Source organism: Clavibacter nebraskensis NCPPB 2581, from assembly GCF_000355695.1.
GTDB lineage: Bacteria > Actinomycetota > Actinomycetes > Actinomycetales > Microbacteriaceae > Clavibacter > Clavibacter nebraskensis.
Map to the genome: position 1 here is coordinate 1,754,864 of NC_020891.1, position 18,809 is coordinate 1,773,672.

Consider the following 18,809-nt stretch of genomic DNA (forward strand, 5'->3'; position numbering starts at 1 on the left):
GCGGGCCGCACATCCTGTCCGGATGGCGGAATTGGTAGACGCGCTAGCTTGAGGTGCTAGTGCCCGTATTAGGGCGTGGGGGTTCAAGTCCCCCTTCGGACACACACGAGAGCCGGTCGGATCCACGAGGATCCGGCCGGCTCTTCCTCGTTCCCGGCCGGCGCGTCCACGGCACGGCTACAGTCGCAATCGGCCCGCGCGACGGGTCTCCCGACCCGAGAGCGAGATCGCATGACCGTCGTCGACAGCGCCGTGTACGTCCAGGGGGTCCGCACCGCGGACCCGGAGAGCCTCGACGAGACGTTCGAGGTGATGCGGGCGCGCCAGGGCCTCGCGTGGATCGGCCTGTACCGGCCGGACCCGGAGGAGCTGCACCGCGTCGCCGACGAGTTCGGCCTGCACCCGCTCGCCGTCGAGGACGCCCTCAGCGGCCACCAGCGCTCGAAGACGGAGCGCTACGGCGACACGTGGTTCGTGGTGCTGCGCCCCGCGCGCTACCTCGACGCCGACGAGCGCGTGGAGTTCGGGGAGCTGCACGTCTTCCTCGGGCCCGACTTCGCGGTCACCATCCGCCACGCGGAGTCCCCCGACCTCGCCGCGGTCCGCCACCGGCTCGAGGAGGACCCCGAGCTCCTCGCGCTCGGGCCGCGCGCCGTCATGTACGCGATCCTCGACCAGGTCGTCGACGAGTACGGCCCCGTCGCCGCCGGCCTCGAGGACGACGTCGACGAGATCGAGGACCAGGTCTTCGGCGCCGACCCCGACGTCTCCCGCCGCATCTACGCGCTGATGCGCGAGGTCACGGCCTTCCAGCGGGCGACGGCGCCCCTCGGCTCGATCCTCGACGACCTGCGGAAGCACGCCGAGGAGCACGAGGTGGACCTCGAGCTCCGCCGCGGCTTCCGCGACGTGCACGACCACGTCATCCGGGTCGCCGAGCGCGCGGACGCCTTCCGCACGCTGCTGCAGAACGCGCTCACGGTGCACACGACGCTCGTCGGACAGCGGCAGAACGACGAGATGAAGAAGCTCACCGAGACGAGCCTCGCCCAGAACGACCAGGTCAAGCGCATCTCCTCGTGGGCCGCGATCCTCTTCGCGCCCACGCTCGTCGGCACGATCTACGGCATGAACTTCGTGAACATGCCGGAGCTGAAGTGGACCTACGGGTACCCGCTCGCGCTGGGCCTCATGGTCGTGATGGGCGTCATCCTCTACGCGGCCTTCCGGAAGCGCGGCTGGATCTGATGCCCGGGCCGGTCGCCCGCCCGTCGCGCCGCTAGGGTGACGGAATGCGCGTCGTCGTCATCGGAGCCACCGGCCACATCGGGACCTTCCTCGTCCCCCGTCTCGTCGATTCCGGGCACGACGTCGTGGCCGTCAGCCGCGGCACGCGCGACCCCTACCGCGAGTCGCCCCTCTGGGATCGCGTCGAGCGCGTCCGCGTCGACCGCGGCGCCGAGGACGCGGCAGGCACATTCGCCGACCGGATCGCCGCGCTCGCCCCCGAGGTCGTCGTCGACCTGGTCTGCTTCACGCCGGAGTCGGCGCGCCACCTCGTCGAGGGGCTGCGCGGCCGCGTGCGGCACCTCGTCCACATCGGCAGCATCTGGACCCACGGCCTCAGCACCTCCCTGCCGCTGCGCGAGGACGACCCGAAGGAGCCGTTCGGCGAGTACGGCGTGCAGAAGGCCGAGATCGAGCGCTACCTGATCGCGGAGTCGCGGTCGGGCGGCCTCCCGTGCACGGTGGTCCACCCCGGCCACATCAGCGGCGGCGGCTGGCCCGTGATCACCCCGGTCGGCAATCTGGACCCCGCCGTGTGGACGGCGCTCGCCACCGGCGGCCCGCTCGCCGTGCCCGGATCGGGCAGCGAGACCATACACCACGTGCACGCCGACGACGTCGCGCAGGTCGTGCAGCTGGCCATCGTCAACCGCGAGACCAGCGTCGGCGAGAGCTTCCACGCCGTGTCCGAGCGCGCGCTCTCCGTCCGCGGGTTCGCCCGGGCGGCGGCCGCGTGGTTCGGCCGCGAGCCCGAGCTGGAGCACCTCGACTGGGACGGGTTCCGCGCCCGCACCGAGCCGGATCACGCCGACGCCAGCTGGCAGCACCTCAGCCGGAGCCACGTCGCGAGCATCGACAAGGCCCGGGACGTCCTCGGCTACGCACCGCGGTTCACGAGCGAGGAGGCCGCCCGCGAGGCGGTCGAGTGGATGGTGCGCGCGGGCGAGCTGGACGTGCCGCTCCCCCGCTGACCGGCGCGCGTCCCCGGTCGCGGCCTCAGACGAAGCGCGCGTCGAGCACCAGCCGCGTGCGGACGGCGAGCAGGCGCTCCGGATTCATCGCGTGGAGGCCCGGCAGCCCGGCGGCGACGTGGTCGGCGAGCAGCGTGCGGGCGACCGCGTAGGCCGGGAGCGCGTGCGGGTCGTCGGCCGTGTGGAGGACCACGGGCGCGGCGCCGAGGACCCCGGGCGGCAGCGAGAGCACGAGGCCGACGACGGGCACCTCCATCTCGCGGGCGAGCGCACGGGCACGGGCGCCGAGGCTCCGCAGCGCGGTCTCACGGGCGGACGGCTCCGTGGCGGCCGCGGATCCCCCGGGCACCGACTCGACCGCGACGAGCCCCTGCGGCCCGAGCACGAGGTGGTCGATCGCGTCGCCGGAGCGCGGCACGGCGACGCCGTTCCAGAACGCGTACGACGGCCCGAGCTCCATCAGCTCGCGCGCGGTCTCCTCCTGCGCCACGGCGGCCCGGAGCGCCGCGGACGCCGCCGCGGGCACCTCGGCGACGAGGTCGGGCGCGTAGGCGTCGGCCTCGAAGCGCCGGCGCAGACCCTCGAGGCGGGCGAGGCGCGCGCTGTACGCGGCCATGAGGTCGGGGTACGCGCGGAGGGCGCGCTCGTGCGCGATGGCCGCCTCCTGCAGCCGCTCCGCCGCCCGGCGACGCGGCTCCTCCGCGCGGTGCCAGGCGCGGCCGAGCGGCCCCGCGGCGGCGAGGCCCGCCGCCGCGCCCACGACGAGGCCGACGACGGCCGCGATCGCGCCGAGCCCCGAGACGAGGAGGACGAGGGCGAGGAGGACGCCGAGCGCGGGCGGCGCGACGGCGCGCGCACGTCGGACGTAGGGCTCGGGCCGGTCCGACAGCGCGGTGCCGCCGCGCGGCGGGACGTAGGCGGCGGGCACCGTCGGCTCGGCGGGATCCGCCAGCCACTCGCGCACGAGGGACAGGTAGCGGAGCCGGGCGAAGCCGCCGGGGTGGCCGAAGCTGCGGGTGCGCGCGGCGGGACGCTCGCGCGGGGCGCCGGGACGACCGCGCCGGGACGCCGGGTCCCAGGCGCCGCCCGCCGACGTGGAGCCGGGCGACGCCGGGTGGGCGCGGCCGACGGGATCCTCGGGGGCCGGCGCGTCGCGGAGCGTGCGCTCGTAGCGGGCGCGGCTCTCGGGATCGCCCACGGCCTCGAACGCGTCGCGCACGGCCTGGAACGCGTCGGCGCTGCCGCCCATGTCGGGGTGGGCGTCGCGCACGCGGCGGCGGTAGGCACGGCGGATCTCGTCCTGCGACGCGGACGGCTCGACGCCGAGCACGGCGTATGCGTCGGCATCGCGCGACGGGACGGGCATCGGTGGCTCCTCGCGGGAACCGGTCGGGCGGCTCCCAGGATCACGAGCGTAGGCGAGCGCGCCTGGACGGCGCCCGAGCGCGCCTCCGCACCGCCCGGTACCGCGTGACTGCGCGCACGCCCGCTCGCGCCGCGCGCGTGATACCACCGGCGCGCGTCCGACGGCGAACTTCGCACATCCGGGTCGACTGCGTAGGGTGAGCCACCGCCGACGCCCCTCCCGGTGACCGCCCCATCCTGAGGAGACCGACATGTGGGACTTCCTGCGCGACCGCGCGGACCAGATCGCGTTCTCCGCGTGGCAGCACCTCAGCCTCGTGGTGCAGTGCCTCGTGCTCGCGACCGTGATCGCCGTGGGGATCGCGGCGCTCGTCTACCGCAGCCGTCCGCTCAGCTCGCTGGCCAACAGCGTCTCCGCGATCGGGCTGACGCTCCCCGCCTTCGCGCTCGTCGGGCTGCTCATCGCCCCCCTCGGGTTCGGCGTCGCGCCGGCCGTCGCGGTCGTCACGTTCTTCGCCGTGCTGCCCATCCTCCGAAACGCGGTGGTGGGGCTCACGGGCATCGACCCCGCCATCGTGGAGTCCGCGCGCGGCATCGGCATGGGCCGCGTCCGCACGCTGCTGCGCGTCGAGCTGCCGCTGGCCTGGCCCGTCATCCTCGGCGGGATCCGCGTGTCCGCGCAGATGGTCATGGGCATCGCCTCGGTCGCCGCGTACGTGCTCGGCCCCGGGCTCGGCGGTTTCATCTTCTCCGGGCTCTCCCGCCTCGGGGGCGCGAACTCGACCGAGTCCGTCCTCACCGGCGTCATCGGCGTCGTCCTGCTCGCCCTCCTGCTCGACCTCGTCCTCGTCGGCATCGGCCGGCTCACCACTCCGAGAGGCATCCGTGTCTGAGACCACCACCACCCCCGAGATCAGCGGCCGCTCGATCCTGCTCGACGGCGTCACCAAGCGGTACCCGGGACAGGCGAAGCCCGCCGTCGACGGGATCACGCTGGAGATCCCCGCCGGCAACATCGTCATGCTCGTCGGCCCCTCCGGCTGCGGCAAGACCACGACGCTGAAGATGATCAACCGGCTCATCGAGCCCACCGAGGGCCGCGTCGTCCTCGGCGACGAGGACGTGACGGGCATCGACGGCGACGAGCTGCGGCGCCGCATCGGCTACGTGATCCAGGCCGGCGGGCTCTTCCCGCACATGACCGTGGCCGCGAACATCGCCGTGGTGCCGAAGATGCTCGGCTGGGACGCCGCCCGCATCCGCGCCCGCGTGGACGAGCTGCTCGATCTGGTCTCGCTCGACCCCGAGCAGTACCGCGACCGCTACCCGAAGGAGCTCTCCGGCGGCCAGCAGCAGCGCGTCGGCGTCGCCCGGGCGCTCGCCGCCGACCCGCCCGTGCTGCTCATGGACGAGCCGTTCGGGGCGGTGGACCCGATCACGCGCCAGCGCCTGCAGGACGAGCTGATCCGCATCCAGGCCGAGCTGCAGAAGACCATCGTCATCGTCACGCACGACTTCGACGAGGCCGTGAAGCTCGGCGACTGGATCGTCGTCTTCGCCGAGGGCGCCCGCATCGTGCAGTACGACACCCCGGAGCGGATCCTCGCCGAACCCGCCGACGCGTTCGTCGAGGAGTTCATCGGCTCGGGCGCCGGCCTCAAGCAGCTCACGCTCCGCCGCGTGGACGAGGTGCCGCTCGCGGACGCCGTCGTCGCGCACCCCGGCGACGCCGCGCGCGACGTGCTCGCCCGCATGGACGAGGTCGGCCACCAGCACGCGGTGGTCGTCGACGCCCGCCAGCGGCCGATCCAGTGGCCCTCGCGCCGCCAGCTCGGCCGGCTCGACGTCGTCGGCGCCGTCCCGGAGCCGCGCCTCCCGGTGATCGGCTCCCGCGCGACGCTCAACGACGCGCTCGACACCATGCTCGTCTCCAGCGCGGGCGCCGCGCTGGTCACGGGCCGCGGCGGCGCCTTCCTCGGCGTGATCGACGTGGAGACCGTCATGGACGCGATCACGAGCGCCCGAGCCCAGGTGGCGAGCGGCGTCGAGGACGCGCCCGTCGGCACGAACACCGGCATGATCGGCACCGTGGGCGCCGACGCCGCGCGGGCCGAGCAGGCCTCGTCCGACGCGTCGCCCGCCGTGCGCGACGGGCAGGACGGATGAGCGCCGTGACCGACGCCCGCACGGACGCGGTCGGCGGCGCGCAGGGCTGGCGCGGCCTCATCGCGCAGCCCGTCGCGATCGCGGCGGTGCTCGCCGCGTACCTCGTCGGGCTCGCGGTGGCGCCGCTCACCGCCGAGGCGCGCACCACGCTCGCGCCGGGCGCGCTCGGGAAGGCGACCCTGGAGCACCTCGGCCTCACCTTCTCCGCGGCCGTCATCGTGCTGGTCGTCGCGGTGCCGCTGGGCATCCTGCTCACCCGCGGGCGCTTCCGCCGCTACTCCGCGCCCGTGCTCGCGGTCGCGAACTTCGGCCAGGCGGCACCCGCGATCGGGCTCGTCGTGCTGCTGAGCATGGTGATGACGGGCAGCGGGTTCGCCGCCAGCCTCGTCGCCCTCGTGCTCTACGCCGCGCTCCCCGTGCTGCGGAACACCATGATCGGGATCCGCGGCGTCGACGAGCGCCTCGTCGAGGCGGGACGCGGCATGGGCATGAGCCGCGCGTCCGTGCTCTTCCGCATCGAGCTGCCGCTCGCCGTGCCGGTGATGCTCGCGGGCATCCGGACCGCGCTCGTGCTCCTCGTCGGGACGGCGGCGCTCGCCGCGTTCGTCAACGGGGGCGGGCTCGGCGTGCTCATCACCACGGGCGTCAGCCTCTACCTCTACCCCGTGCTCGTCTCGGGTGCCCTGCTCATCTCGCTGCTCGCGCTCGCCGTCGACTGGCTCGGCCGCGTCGTCGAGCACGTCGCCCGCCCGAAGGGACTCTGACCGTGACGCCCCTCCCCCGCTCGACGCGCCTCCGCCGCGCGCTCGGCGTGCCCGCCCTCGTGGCCGCGGCCCTCGCGACCCTCACCGGCTGCGGCCTGCAGCCCGCGACGGCGTACGTGCCCGACACGGCGCCCGGATCCATCCAGCCCCTCGACCTGCCGGCCGGCGCGCACCTCACGGTCACGTCGAAGAACTTCACCGAGCAGCTGATCCTCGGCAAGATCGCCGTGATCGCGGCGAAGGCGGCCGGCTTCCAGGTCACCGACCAGACGAACGTGCCCGGCAGCGTGCCCGCTCGCGAGCTCATGACGAGCCACGGCGCCGACATGACGTGGGAGTACACGGGCACCGCCTGGCTCAGCTACCTGGGCGAGCCGAAGGGCATCCCCGACCAGCGCGCCCAGTACGAGGCCGTGCGTGACGCCGACGCGGCCAACGGGCTCACCTGGCTGACCCCCGCGCCGCTGAACAACACCTACGCGCTCGCCATCCGCAGCGAGGAGGCGGACAAGCTCGGCATCACGAAGCTGTCGCAGATCGCGGAGCTCCCCGTCGACCAGCGCACGTTCTGCGTGGAGGCGGAGTTCAACTCGCGCTCCGACGGCCTGTCGCCGCTGCTCGAGACGTACGGCATCCCCCGCGGGTCCGCGGACGGCGTGCCCGACGGCAACATCTCGATCTTCGACACGGGCGCGGTCTACACGGCGACCGATCGCGGCACGTGCGAGTTCGGCGAGGTCTTCACGACCGACGGCCGCATCGACAAGCTCGGCCTCACGATCCTCCAGGACGACCTCGGCTTCTTCCCGGCCTACAACGTCGCGCCGGTGCTCGACTCGGCGACGCTGGCCGAGTACCCCGGGCTCCAGGACGTCTTCGACCGGATCTCCCCCGCCATCACCGACGACGCCCTCCGCGAGATGAACCTCCGCGTCGACGACCAGGGCGAGGAGCCCGCGGACGTCGCCTACGACTTCATGGTCGACCACGGGTTCGTCACGGCGCCGTGACCTCGACCGCGTCGTCCCGGGCGAGGGCCTGCAGCTCGTCGCGGATCCGCGCGCGCAGCTCGTCGTGCTCGTGGCCGAGCGCGGTCGCGGGGTCGTGCCACCGCTCGGCGGGGTGCAGCCAGACCGGGCGCGCGAAGAGATCCGGCGGCTCCCACGCGCACCGCGGCCAGACGTGCGCGTGGACGAAGGCGTCGGCGTTGCCCAGCACCTCGATGTTGACGCGCCGGAAGCCGGGCACGAGATCGCGGCAGGCCCGCTCGACGGCGGTGGCGAGGAGGTCGGCGTCCGCCAGGAAGCGCACCCGCTCGATCCTCGGCATCTCCGCGAGGGCGGTCGCGGCCGGGTCCGTGCCGAGCAGCACGCAGTAGCCCGGGAGGAACTGCACGTCGCCGATGACGGCGTACCCCGCCCCCAACTCGGCGAGGACGGTGGGGTTCTCGCTCCTCCTGGCCGATCCGATCCGGTCCCCGCGCCAGTCCATGCGCCACACCGTAGCCGCGCTAGCTGCGCTAGCTGCGCATCCACCTGCGGAGCTGGTCGATGCGCTGCTGCAGCTGCGTCACGCTGCACTGGCCGACCGCAGGCCCGCCGCACACGCGCCTGAGCTCCGCGTGCACGAGCCCGTGCGGCTCGCCGTGCAGCTTCGCGCGCATCCCGACGAGGCTGTTCAGCAGCTGCCGCTGCTCCTTGAGCGTGCGGTACAGCGGGATGTCGTCCGGGTCCTTGGGCGCGCCGCTCTCGGCCTGCTTCCGCTCGCGCTCGCTCGCGTGCTTCGACTGCCGGTGCTGCCGCTGGGCGAGGAGCTCGCGCACCTGCTCGGGCTCGAGGATGCCGGGGAGCCCGATGAACTCCTCCTCCTCGAGGCTGCCGACGTCGGCCATCTGCCCGAACTCGGCGCCGTCGAAGAGCACCTTGTCGAACGTGGCCTCGGATCCCATCGCCTCGAACGAGAACTCGCTGAGGAGGGAGTCGGACCCCTTCTCGCTGCGGTTCGCCTCGCCCATCATGGCGTCCTCGGGGTTGTAGAGGTCGCCCTCCTTCGAGGAGTCGCGGTCGAGCGCGTGGTCGCGCTGGCGCTCGAGCTCGTTGGCGAGCACGAGGAGGTTCGGCACGCTCGGCAGGAAGATCGACGCCGTCTCGCCGCGGCGCCTGGCCCGCACGAAGCGGCCGATGGCCTGCGCGAAGAACAGCGGGGTGGACGCGCTCGTGGCGTACACGCCGACCGCGAGGCGCGGGACGTCGACGCCCTCGGACACCATGCGCACCGCGACCATCCAGCGCGACGTGCCGGCGGAGAAGCGGTCGATGTTCGCGCTCGCCTCGACGTCGTCCGAGAGCACGAGCGTGACCGGCTGCCCGCTGATCCGCTGCAGGATCGCGGCATAGGCGCGCGCGGTCGTGTGGTCGGTCGCGATGACGAGGCCGCCGGCGTCGGGGATGGACTGCCGCACCTCGCTGAGGCGCCGGTCGGCCGCGGCGAGCACCTGCGGGATCCACTCGCCGTCCGGGGCGAGCGCCGTGCGCCACGCCTGCGACGTGATGTCCTTGGTGTTGCCCTCGGCGAGCTGGGCCTCCATCTCGTCGCCCATCTTGTTGCGCCAGCGCATGCTGCCGGCGTAGGCGAGGAAGATGACGGGCCGCACGACGCCGTCGGCGAGCGCGCGCGCGTAGCCGTAGTCGTAGTCGGTCTGGGAGAGGCGGACGCCGCGGTGGTCGCGGAGGTAGCTCACGAACGGGATGGGCGCGGTGTCGGAGCGGAACGGCGTCCCCGTGAGCGACAGCCGGCGCGTCGCGCGCTCGAACGCCTCGCGGATCGCGTCGCCCCAGCTGAGCGCGTCGCCGCCGTGGTGGACCTCGTCGAGGATGACGAGGGTGCGGCTCGACTCGGTCATGGTCTTGTGCAGGTAGGGGTTCGCGGCGACCTGCGCGTACGTCACGGCGGCCCCGTGGTAGTGCCGGCCGAGCGCGCCGGAGGCGTTGCTGTACATGGGGTCGAGGCGGACGCCCGCGCGCGCGCCGGCGTCGGCCCACTGCTTCTTGAGGTGCTCGGTGGGCGCGACGACGGTGATCCGGTCGATGGTCTTGCGGTGCAGCAGCTCGGAGGCGAGGCGGAGGGCGAACGTGGTCTTGCCGGCGCCCGGCGTCGCGTTGGCGAGGAAGTCGCGCGGCTCCTTCTCGAAGTACGCGGTGAGGGCCTCCTCCTGCCAGGCCCGCAGCTTGCTGACGGTGCCCCAGGCGGCGCGCTCCGGGAAGGCCGGCGAGAGGTGCTCGGCCGCGGCGGATCCGACGTGCGGTGGAGGGGTCGGCAGGGTGCTCACTCGACCTCACGATACCCGCACCCGGGGACGCTCCCGTCGATCGCGGGGCGCCAGGACGGCGCGCGCCGGGCGGATCCGCGTCGTCCACGGCCTCGGGTCGGCGGCGCGGGACGCGGGTGGATCCGGGCCTCCGCGACGGTCCGGGCGCGTCGCCGCGACGAGGGCGCGCTGGGCTCCCACCGGCCGTCCGGGCGGCGCTCAGGACGCGCGCGGCACGGGTCCGAGGAGCGTGGTCGCGATGGTCTCCGCGGCCTGCCGGTCGCTCGACGGGTGGAAGCCGCCGGCCAGCACGTCGCGGTACAAGCGGCCGAGCTCGTCGCCCGTGCGGAGGGAGGCGCCGCCGGCGACCTCGATCGCCCGCCGCACGACCTCGGCCGCCGTGCGGGTCGCGCGGACCTTGGCGCCGACGAGGAGGGACGCCCAGCGGTCGCCGTGGTCGACGCCGCGGTCGACGTCGTCGGCGAGCGCCGTGAGCTGCGGGAGGAGCGCGTCCTGCGCGAGGGCGGCCTCGGCGACGAGGTGCCGGATGCCGGGGTCCGCGGCGAGCGCGGCGCCGCCGGCCGCGCGCGAGGTGCGGCGGAGCGCGGATGCCACGGCGAGGTCGAGCGCGCGCTGCCCGATCCCGGCGTACACGGCGGCGATGAGCAGCTCGAAGGCCTGCAGCACGGCGAGGACGAACGGGTCGTCGCGACGGCCGTGCTCGCGGCGGCGGACCACGTCGGCGGGCTGCGCGCGCACGTCGCGCAGGATCACCGTGTGGCTCTGCGTCGCCCGCATGCCGAGCGTGTCCCAGTCGGGCACGATCTCGAGGCCCGGGGCGTCGCGCGGTACGAAGGCGTGCACGAGGAGCGGCCGCTCCGGATCCCGGTCGTCGCGTCCGAAGAGGCCGAGCCGAGTCCAGGCGGGCGCCATGCTCGACGTCGACTTCGTGCCCGTGAAGCGGTACCCGCCGTCGGGGTCGGGCTCGGCCCGCGTGAGCGCGTCGGCGAGCGCCTGGTCGTTGCCGGGCTCGCTGATCGCGAAGGCCAGCAGCTCGTCGCGTCCCGCGTCCTCGAGGACGCCGCGGAGGGAGTCGTCGCCGCGGCCGGCGAGGATCCGGGCGACCGCCGTCCAGACGAGGTGCATCCCGACGCCAAGCGCCGTGGCGGGCGCCGCCTGCGCGAGGAGGTGCTGCGCGCGCACCGCGTCCGCGAGAGAGGCTCCGGATCCGCCGAGCTCCCGAGGCACGAGCAGGCGCAGGTGCCCGGCGTCGCGCAGCTCGTCGAGGTCCTCGGCGAAGAACGCATTGCGGGCGTCGTACCCGGGGGCGCGGGAGCGGATCCGGTCGAGGAGCGCCCCGTCGAGGTGCGCGAGCGGATCGAGCGGGGCGGCGGGCGTCATGCGCCCATCCTCCCCGACCGCGTCGCCCGGACCCCGGGGCTCAGGCGGCGGACAGCACCAGCGCGTTGCCCCACGGGTCCTCGAAGGCGAGGGACCTGCCGTCGTCGCGCGTGGCGACGCCGGCGGCCCGGAGGCGCGCGTCCACCGCCACGACCTCGTCGCGCGTGGGCACCTCGATGCGCACGGTGCCGAGCCCGAGCGTCGCGGGGCGGCGGCCGGCGCCGCGGCTGTTCCAGGTGTTCATGGCCATGTGGTGGTGGTAGCCGCCCGCGGAGACGAAGATCGCGGATCCGTGCCAGCCCGCGACCAGCTCGAAGCCGAGCGTGTCGACGTAGAACGCGCCCGCGGTCGCGGTGTCGCCCACCTGGAGGTGCACGTGGCCGATGCCCGCCGCGTCGGACGCGGCGTCGGCGACCGGCGCGAGCTCGTCGCGGAGGAACGCGTTCGGGTCGAGCCGGAGCGAGTCCATGACCACCCGCCCGTCCTGCCAGGTCCACTCGTCGCGGGGGCGGTCGGTGTAGAGCTCGACGCCGTTGCCCTCGGGGTCGGTGAAATAGAAGGCGCGACTGACGAGGTGGTCGGCGCTGCCCGTGAAGGTGCCGGGCGCGCGCCGCGCGAGCGACGCGACGGAGCGGGCGAGCGCGGCGGGCTCGTCGAAGAGCACCGCGGTGTGGAAGAGGCCGGCGTCCCCCGGGCGCGGCAGGTCGAGGCCGCGAGCGGGCTCGAGGACCACCGCGGGCGCTCCCCCGCGCCCGAGCGTCGTGGACTCCGTCCCCTCGTCGAGCTGCTCGAGGCCGACGGCGTCGCGGTAGTAGGCGGTCATGCGGTCGAGGTCGCCGACGAGCAGGGTCACGGGACCCATGGTCGTGTCGGCGGAGAGCCGGTCGGGCATGGGTCCTCGTTCCTCGGGTGGTGCATCCAGTTGCTTGAAGGCTCAACCAACGGGTGCAGGCCGGCATTCCCGGATGCAGCGCGAGAGCGTTCCTATGATGGGAGCGACCCACCCGGAAGGACCCGCATGACCCAGCCCCACCCCTGGCGCCGCTACGTCGCCCTCGGCGACTCCTTCACGGAGGGCATCGGCGACCCCGAGCCGGGCAGTCCCGGCGGGCACCGCGGGTGGGCCGACCGGGTGGCCGAGGTGCTGGCCGACCAGGTCGAGGGCTTCTCCTACGCGAACCTCGCGATCCGCGGGCGGCTCCTCGGGCAGATCGCGGACGAGCAGGTGGAGCCGGCGCTCGCGCTGCACCCCGACCTCGTCTCCCTCTCGGCGGGCGGCAACGACATCCTCCGGCCCGGCGCGGATCCCGACCGCCTCGCGGAGCGCCTCGACGGCATGGTCGCGCGGCTCTCCTCCGAGGGCGCGACCGTGGTCCTGTTCACGGGCACCGACGTCAAGTTCTCCCCCGTCTTCGGGCGCCTCCGCGGCAAGGTCGCGATCTACAACGAGGACATCCGGGCGGTCGCCGCCCGGCACGACTGCATCGTGGCCGACCAGTGGTCGCTCACCGAGATCCAGGACCCGCGCATGTGGGACGTCGACCGGCTGCATCTCGCACCGCTCGGGCACCACACCGTCGCCCGGATGGTGCTGCAGGCGCTCGCCGTGGAGAACGACCTCGAGCCGTTGAAGCCCGAGCCGCTGCCGCCGCGCACCTGGAGCCAGGCGCGCGCCGGCGACATCGACTGGGCGCGCTCGTACTTCGTGCCGTGGGTGCTGCGGCGCCTGCGCCACCAGTCCTCGGGCGACGGGCGCACGGCCAAGCGGCCCGACGCGTCGCCGTGGACGCGCGTCGACGCCGGGAGCTGACCGGCCGGCGGATCCTCAGCCGAGCAGCTCGCCCGGGTTGCCGAGGCGCCACCAGCCGTCGGGGCCCGGGATGTCGCGGTCGAGCGCGAGAGGGACCCGCACGGTCTGCTGCCCGGCCGTGACCGTGGCCGTGCCGACCCCGGTACCCGCGGTGGCCTCGCCGGATCCGGACGCCTCCACGGTCGTCGTGACGGGCGTGTCCCCCCACACGAGCAGCGACTCGTCCGCGGCGGCGACGGCGTGCGCGGTCGCGCCCCACGCGGTCGTGTAGTCGGCGAACGGCTCCCCCGCGGCGGCCACCTGCACGACGTGCAGGTTCGCCGAGACCGTCGGCAGCAGCGCGGTCACCTGCCGGGCCAGCTCAGCGTGGTCCTTCGCGCCGAGCGTCACGCCGACGAGCGTCACGTCGCGGTCGCCCACCTTCGTGTCCACCGCCCAGAGCAGGCACTTCCCGGCCTGCTCGAGCGTCCCCGTCTTGATCCCGCGGAACCCCGGGACGCCCGCCAGCAGGTTGCGGTTCACCACGGTCCCGACGCCCGCCACGTCGGCGCTGCGCTGGTCGACGATGCCCGAGAGCACGGGGTCGGCCAGCACCATCTCCCCGATGCGGACGAGGTCGGCCGTGGTGCTCACGGTCTCGGGCGAGAGCCCCATCGCGTCGGCGACGTGCGTACCCGTGAGCCCCTGCTCGGCGAGCCAGGCGTTCGCGGCCGCGACGAAGGCGTCGTTCGACCCGTACGCCCACACCCCGAGCGCCGCCGCGTAGTTGTTGGCGCTCGCGAGCAGCGCGCCCTCCAGGAGGTCGCGCTGCGAGAGGCTCGTGCCGGGGACCGCGGGCTCGACGATGCCGTCCTGCTGGAGGATCTCGCCGCGGAGCGCCTCGTCCTCGGCCGTGAAGGTGACCTGCGGCCCGTCCTCCCCGGCCGCGAGGGGCTTGGCCTTCAGCACGACGAGCGCGGTCACGGTCTTGGTGATGCTGGCCATCGGCCGGGGCGTCGGATCCTGGTCGTCCGTCGCGAGCACGCCGTCGAACCCGATGGCGCCGACGGCGGAGACCCCCTCGGCGGGCCACGTCTCGGGCGTCGGGACGTTGACGACGGGCGACGGCGCGTCCACCTGCGCGACCGCGGCGGGCGGATCCGCCGTGAGGGTGACGGGGACGTAGACGCCCGCCGAGACGAGGAGCGCCGCGACGACCGAGGTGACCGTGAGGCGGCGGGCCCGGCTCACGCGGGCACCCGCAGGGCGTAGAGGGCGACGGCGCTCGCCGCGGCCACGTTGAGCGAGTCGACGCCGTGCAGCATGGGGATCACGACCGTGGAGTCCGCGTGGCGGAGCGCGTGCCGGCTGAGGCCGTCGCCCTCGGTGCCGAGGACGAGCGCGATCCGCTCGGGCGGATCCGCCGCGAAGGCGTCGAGGGTGACCGCGTCGTCCTCGAGGGCGAGCGCCGCGAGGTGGAAGTCGGCCTCGTGCAGGAGCGGCGCGGCCTCGGGCCACTCGGGCAGCCGGGTCCACGGCACCTGCAGCACGGTGCCCATGCTGACGCGCACGCTCCGCCGGTAGAGCGGGTCGGCGCAGCGCGGGGTGATCAGCACGGCGTCCGCGCCGATCCCCGCGACCGCGCGGAAGATCGCGCCGACGTTCGTGTGGTCGACGATGTCCTCCAGCACGACGACCCGGCGCGCATCCCGCAGGACGTCGGCGACCGCGGGCAGGGGCGGGCGGTGCATCGCGGCGAGCGCCCCGCGGTGCAGGTTGTAGCCCGTGAGCCGCTCGAGCACCGCGGCCGCGCCCACGAAGACGGGCACGTCGGGGAAGCCCGCGAGGAGCGGGGCGACGTCGTCGAGCCACTGCTCCTGCACGAGGACCGAGCGCGGCACGTGCCCGGCGGCGAGCGCGCGGCCCATGACCTTGGTCGACTCGGCGATGTAGAGGCCGCCCGCGGGCTCGCTGACGCGGCGGAGGGCCACGTCGGTGAGCCGCGAGTAGTCCTCGAGGCCCGGGGAGGAGAGGTCCTCGATGCGGTGGATGTGCACGCCGGTCCTCTCTCGGTCCGCCCTCGAGGGATAGCGGAGCCACTTCGCGCGGAGCCGTCGCGGGGGTGCGCTGTCTAGACTCGACAGGACAATGATGCCCTGCCCCGTCGCCGCCCGCCGACAGGCCGGGGCGCCAGCTCGGCACCGGGAGGCCCCATGAGCACCGCTCTCCGTGACGATCCGCGACCCCCCGCGGGGTCCACGATCGCCGAGGCGGTCGAGCTGATGCGCGGCCGCCGCACCGCCGTCCTCACGGGCGCCGGCCTCAGCACCGACTCGGGCATCCCCGACTACCGGGGCGAGGGCGCCCCGAAGCGGAATCCCATGACGTTCCAGCAGTTCCGCAGCGAGGGCGACGACTTCCGCCGCCGCTACTGGGCGGGCGGGCACCTCGGCTGGAAGGCCTTCAGCGCCGCGCGCCCCAACGACGGCCACGCGGCGCTCGCCGACCTCGAGGCGGCCGGCGTCGTCGGCGGCCTGGTCACGCAGAACGTGGACGGCCTGCACGAGCGCGCCGGATCCCGCCGCGTCGTCGACCTGCACGGCTCGCTCGACCGCGTCCTCTGCCTCGACTGCGGCCAGACCTACGCGCGGTCCGCGATCGCCGACCGCATCAGCGCCGAGAACCCGTGGCTCGACCAGCCCGAGGCGGTCGAGCTCAACCCGGACGGCGATGCGCAGGTGCACGACGTCGACCGCTTCCGGATCCCCGTGTGCAGCGTCTGCGGCGGCATGCTCAAGCCCGACGTGGTCTTCTTCGGCGAGCTCGTGCCCACGGAGCGCTTCCGCGACGCGGGCGCCATCGTCTCGGACGCCGACGTGCTGCTCATCGCCGGATCGTCCCTCGCGGTCAACTCCGGCATCCGCCTGCTCGAGATCGCCCGGAGGAGCCGCATGCCGATCGTGATCCTCAACCGCGGCACCACCAAGGGCGACACCCGCGCCACCGTGCGCCTCGAGGGCGGCACGAGCGAGACCCTCCGGGCCATCGCGACGGAGCTCGCGTCGTGACGCGGATCGTCCTCGTCCGCCACGGCCGCACCGCGTGGAACGTGGAGCGGCGCGTGCAGGGATCCAGCGACATCCCGCTCGACGACACCGGCCGCGCGCAGGCCGCCACCGCGGGCGCGCTGCTCGCCGCGGCGGTCGCGGGCGGCGCCGGCTGGGATGCGGTGCACGCGAGCCCGCTGAGCCGCGCCTTCGAGACCGCGTCGATCATCGCGGAGCACCTCGCGCTCGGCGGCGCGCCCGCGTCGGGTCCGCTGCCGGAGCCCGCGCTCGCCGAGCGCCGCTACGGCCTCGCGGAGGGGCTCACGCACAGCGAGATCGAGGCGCGCTTCCCCGACGGCGACGTCCCCGGCCGCGAGACCGTCGAGTCCGTCACCGAGCGGGCGGGCGCGGCGCTCCTGCGGCTCGCGGAACGGCACCCCGGCGGGTCGATCATCGCGGTCTCGCACGGCGGCGTCATCGCGGCGCTCGCCCGCAGCCTCGACGCGTCGCTCGGCACGCGCCCGGGGCCCATGATCGAGAACGGCTCGGCCCACACGTTCGGCGTGGTCGACGGCGAGCTGTCGCTGCTGCGCTTCGGCGGCATCGCGGACCTCGCCGGCATCGCCGACCTCGACCCGGCCCGCCGGGCCTGACCCGCCGCTCCCCCGCGTCCGACGCCGGGCGCGCCCGGCTCAGACCCCGCGGCGCCCCGTCCGCGCGACCTGCTCGAGGAGGTCGCCGAGCGCCTCGGCCGAGCGGTCCCAGTCGTACTCGGCCGCGCGCGCGATGCACGCGGCGGAGCGTCGCCGCCACTCGTCCGGTTCCTCGAGCGCGCGCACGGCCGCGGCGAACCCCTCGGCGTCGTCCGGATCCACGTACACGGCCGCGTCGCCCCCGATCTCGCGGAAGATCGGGATGTCGCTGACCACCACGGGCAGGCCGACGCTCATGGCCTCGATCACGGGGATCCCGAACCCCTCGTCGCGCGACGCCGTCAGCAACGCGGTCGCGCGCCGGAGCGTCCGCGCGTACTCCTCGTCGCTCGCGCCGTCGCGGAACACGAGACGCGCCCCGTCCGCGATCGACTCCAGCCGCTCGCGCTCCGGGGCGGGGATGCGGCTCATGAGGTGCAGCTCGTGGTCGGGCAGGTCGTCGGCCGCGTGCACGAGCGTCTCGACGTTCTTGTAGGGCATGTACGAGCCCATGTAGACGAGCGTGCGCTCGGCTGGCGCGTCGCGCGGTCCGTCCGGGCTGCCGTCGGGCGCGGGCGTCAGCTCGGCCGCGTTCGGCACGACGACCACGGGCTTCGTGGTCAGCCGGTGCGCGCGGATGAGGCCGCGCGTCGTCTCGCTGACCGTCACGATCGCGTCGGCGCGGTCGAGCAGCAGCCGCTGCGGCCACCACGCGAGGTGGAAGGCGCGCCAGAGCGCGCGCACGGGCGCGGGCAGGTCGCGCGGCGGGCGCCGGTGCCGGTAGTAGATGAGGTCGTGCAGCGTGAGCACGAGCGGGTAGGTGCGCCCGCGCGATCCCATCGTCTGCATCGGGCTGTAGACGACGTCGGGCCGCATGCGCGAGACGCGTCGGGCGAGCCACGGCTCCCGCGGACCGGTGGGCGAGCTGACCAGCTGCCAGGGCAGGTCGGGCAGGAGCGCGAGCTGGCGGTGGTCGCTGATGAGCATGGTCACGTCGAACCGCGCGCCGAGCCGGGCGACGAGCTCGGCGCCGTAGCGGCTGATCCCGTCGTGCCGGCCGATGCGCGTGTACCGGCAGTCGAACACGAGCCTCATGACGCGCTCCCCTCGTCCAGGAACGCGCGGATGGAACCGGCCGCCTCCCGGGGCGTCTCGTAGTGGATGAGGTGCCCGACCCGCGGGATCACCTCGAGCCGCGCGTCCGCGAACAGGCGCTGCAGCCGGTGCTGCGCGGCGACGGGCGTGATGTCGTCGCGCTCGGCGGCGACGAGCAGCACGGGCACGGCGACGCGCGCGGCGTACGTGCTCACGTCCGACGACACCGACGCGCGGAACGCCTCGAGCACGACGCGGCGGTCGCTGAACGCGCTGAAGAAGCGGTCGTGCTGGTCGTTGATCCACCGGCGGAGCGACCGGTCGCGCGTCTTCGCCATGGCCTCGCTCATCACACGCACGATGGCGCGGTTGCGCAGCAGGCCGAAGCCCGCGCGCTCGGGCAGCACGGCGGCGGCGCGGTAGTAGAGCACGGCGAGCCGCGTGAGGATCCCCCGCGGCCCCTCGAGCGCGGGCGCCGCGATCGGGTTCACGAGGACCGCGCGCGGGCTCGGCAGGCCGTCCGCGAGCGCCGCCGCGACCACGATGGACCCGAAGGAGTGGCCGAGCGCGGTCGCGTCCCGCGTGCCCGTCGCGTCGACGAACGCGCGCAGCCACGCGGAGTAGCCGGCGATGTCGTGCCGCGCGTCGACGAGCGGCGTCGAGTCCCCGAAGCCGGGCAGGTCGGGCGAGAGGATCCGCACGCCCGGCAGCTGCGCGACGACCGGCTCGAGCCCGTGGTGGTCCCCGCGGAAGCCGTGCACGACGACGACCACCTGGGGCGCGTCAGCGGGCCCGTACTCCCACCAGGCGGTGCGGCTCCCGAGGAGGTCGACGGTGCGGCGGACCACGGGGATCCGGTCGAGCTGGGCGGCGTAGGGCGAGGGGACGGTCATCGGGGACGAGTCTACGAGCGGGGGCCGCCCGC

General features: G+C 74.6%; 18 protein-coding genes and 1 tRNA gene. 10 read left to right on the top strand and 9 right to left on the bottom strand.

Annotated features, from left to right (window positions below):
* Positions 1-16 precede the first annotated feature (16 nt).
* The 3 genes from CMN_RS08260 (at position 17) to CMN_RS08270 (ending at position 2,258) form a co-directional block, all read left to right on the top strand.
* Positions 17-102, top strand: a tRNA-Leu gene (locus CMN_RS08260).
* A gap of 129 nt (positions 103-231) precedes the next feature.
* Positions 232-1,248, top strand: a complete 1,017-nt coding sequence (locus CMN_RS08265; protein WP_015490368.1) for a magnesium and cobalt transport protein CorA — start codon at positions 232-234, stop codon at positions 1,246-1,248.
* Positions 1,249-1,292: 44 nt separating this feature from the next.
* Positions 1,293-2,258 carry an NAD-dependent epimerase/dehydratase family protein gene (locus tag CMN_RS08270; RefSeq protein WP_015490369.1) on the top strand — a complete coding sequence of 322 codons (966 nt, stop codon included), beginning with the start codon at positions 1,293-1,295 and terminating at the stop codon, positions 2,256-2,258.
* Positions 2,259-2,283: 25 nt separating this feature from the next.
* Here CMN_RS08270 and CMN_RS08275 read toward each other — a convergent pair whose 3' ends face one another.
* The gene (locus tag CMN_RS08275; protein ID WP_015490370.1) at positions 2,284-3,624 is read right to left on the bottom strand and encodes a DnaJ domain-containing protein; all 1,341 of its coding nucleotides are present in this window, start codon (positions 3,622-3,624) and stop codon (positions 2,284-2,286) included.
* Between the two features lie 250 nt (positions 3,625-3,874).
* Between CMN_RS08275 and CMN_RS08280 the strand changes: the two genes are divergently transcribed.
* From CMN_RS08280 to CMN_RS08295, 4 genes are read left to right on the top strand one after another with little or no spacing between them, the layout of a single operon-like run.
* Positions 3,875-4,516, top strand: a complete 642-nt coding sequence (locus tag CMN_RS08280) for an ABC transporter permease (RefSeq protein ID WP_015490371.1) — start codon at positions 3,875-3,877, stop codon at positions 4,514-4,516.
* The gene (locus CMN_RS08285; RefSeq protein ID WP_015490372.1) at positions 4,509-5,789 is read left to right on the top strand and encodes an ABC transporter ATP-binding protein; all 1,281 of its coding nucleotides are present in this window, start codon (positions 4,509-4,511) and stop codon (positions 5,787-5,789) included. Before CMN_RS08280 ends, CMN_RS08285 begins: the two co-directional genes overlap by 8 nt.
* Entirely contained in the window at positions 5,786-6,553 is a 768-nt protein-coding gene (locus tag CMN_RS08290) for an ABC transporter permease (RefSeq protein ID WP_015490373.1), read from the top strand. Before CMN_RS08285 ends, CMN_RS08290 begins: the two co-directional genes overlap by 4 nt.
* A 2-nt stretch (positions 6,554-6,555) precedes the next feature.
* The gene (locus CMN_RS08295) at positions 6,556-7,563 is read left to right on the top strand and encodes a glycine betaine ABC transporter substrate-binding protein (protein WP_015490374.1); all 1,008 of its coding nucleotides are present in this window, start codon (positions 6,556-6,558) and stop codon (positions 7,561-7,563) included.
* Here CMN_RS08295 and CMN_RS08300 read toward each other — a convergent pair.
* From CMN_RS08300 to CMN_RS08315, 4 genes are all read right to left on the bottom strand, one after another.
* Entirely contained in the window at positions 7,550-8,044 is a 495-nt protein-coding gene (locus CMN_RS08300) for an HIT family protein (RefSeq protein ID WP_015490375.1), read from the bottom strand. The genes CMN_RS08295 and CMN_RS08300 overlap by 14 nt on opposite strands.
* 28 nt (positions 8,045-8,072) lie before the next feature.
* The gene (locus CMN_RS08305; protein WP_015490376.1) at positions 8,073-9,881 is read right to left on the bottom strand and encodes a DEAD/DEAH box helicase; all 1,809 of its coding nucleotides are present in this window, start codon (positions 9,879-9,881) and stop codon (positions 8,073-8,075) included.
* Between the two features lie 198 nt (positions 9,882-10,079).
* A complete protein-coding gene (locus CMN_RS08310) occupies positions 10,080-11,261 on the bottom strand; it encodes an acyl-CoA dehydrogenase family protein (RefSeq protein ID WP_015490377.1) in 1,182 nt (393 codons plus the stop codon).
* A gap of 40 nt (positions 11,262-11,301) precedes the next feature.
* Entirely contained in the window at positions 11,302-12,153 is an 852-nt protein-coding gene (locus tag CMN_RS08315) for a VOC family protein (protein WP_015490378.1), read from the bottom strand.
* Between the two features lie 126 nt (positions 12,154-12,279).
* Here CMN_RS08315 and CMN_RS08320 point away from each other — a divergent pair, with 126 nt between their 5' ends.
* Positions 12,280-13,071: an SGNH/GDSL hydrolase family protein gene (locus CMN_RS08320; protein ID WP_015490379.1), complete on the top strand. Its 792-nt coding sequence runs from the start codon at positions 12,280-12,282 to the stop codon at positions 13,069-13,071.
* 15 nt (positions 13,072-13,086) lie between these two features.
* On the opposite strand, the gene CMN_RS08325 is transcribed toward CMN_RS08320, so the two are convergent.
* Together CMN_RS08325 and CMN_RS08330 are read right to left on the bottom strand one after the other, a co-directional pair.
* On the bottom strand, positions 13,087-14,301 hold the full coding sequence (locus CMN_RS08325) for a D-alanyl-D-alanine carboxypeptidase family protein (protein ID WP_015490380.1): 1,215 nt from the start codon (positions 14,299-14,301) through the stop codon (positions 13,087-13,089).
* Positions 14,298-15,107 carry a TrmH family RNA methyltransferase gene (locus tag CMN_RS08330; protein ID WP_015490381.1) on the bottom strand — a complete coding sequence of 270 codons (810 nt, stop codon included), beginning with the start codon at positions 15,105-15,107 and terminating at the stop codon, positions 14,298-14,300. The genes CMN_RS08325 and CMN_RS08330 overlap by 4 nt, the downstream gene beginning before the upstream one ends.
* 156 nt (positions 15,108-15,263) lie before the next feature.
* On the opposite strand from CMN_RS08330, the gene CMN_RS08335 reads away from it, so the two are divergent.
* Together CMN_RS08335 and CMN_RS08340 are read left to right on the top strand one after the other, a co-directional pair.
* Positions 15,264-16,118 (top strand): Sir2 family NAD-dependent protein deacetylase, encoded by an 855-nt coding sequence (locus CMN_RS08335; protein WP_015490382.1) that lies wholly within the window; start codon positions 15,264-15,266, stop codon positions 16,116-16,118.
* A complete protein-coding gene (locus CMN_RS08340; protein ID WP_015490383.1) occupies positions 16,115-16,750 on the top strand; it encodes a histidine phosphatase family protein in 636 nt (211 codons plus the stop codon). The genes CMN_RS08335 and CMN_RS08340 overlap by 4 nt, the downstream gene beginning before the upstream one ends.
* A 39-nt stretch (positions 16,751-16,789) precedes the next feature.
* On the opposite strand, the gene CMN_RS08345 is transcribed toward CMN_RS08340, so the two are convergent.
* Entirely contained in the window at positions 16,790-17,884 is a 1,095-nt protein-coding gene (locus CMN_RS08345; protein ID WP_015490384.1) for a glycosyltransferase family 4 protein, read from the bottom strand.
* Positions 17,881-18,777: an alpha/beta fold hydrolase gene (locus CMN_RS08350; RefSeq protein WP_015490385.1), complete on the bottom strand. Its 897-nt coding sequence runs from the start codon at positions 18,775-18,777 to the stop codon at positions 17,881-17,883. Before CMN_RS08350 ends, CMN_RS08345 begins: the two co-directional genes overlap by 4 nt.
* Positions 18,778-18,809: the final 32 nt, after the last annotated feature.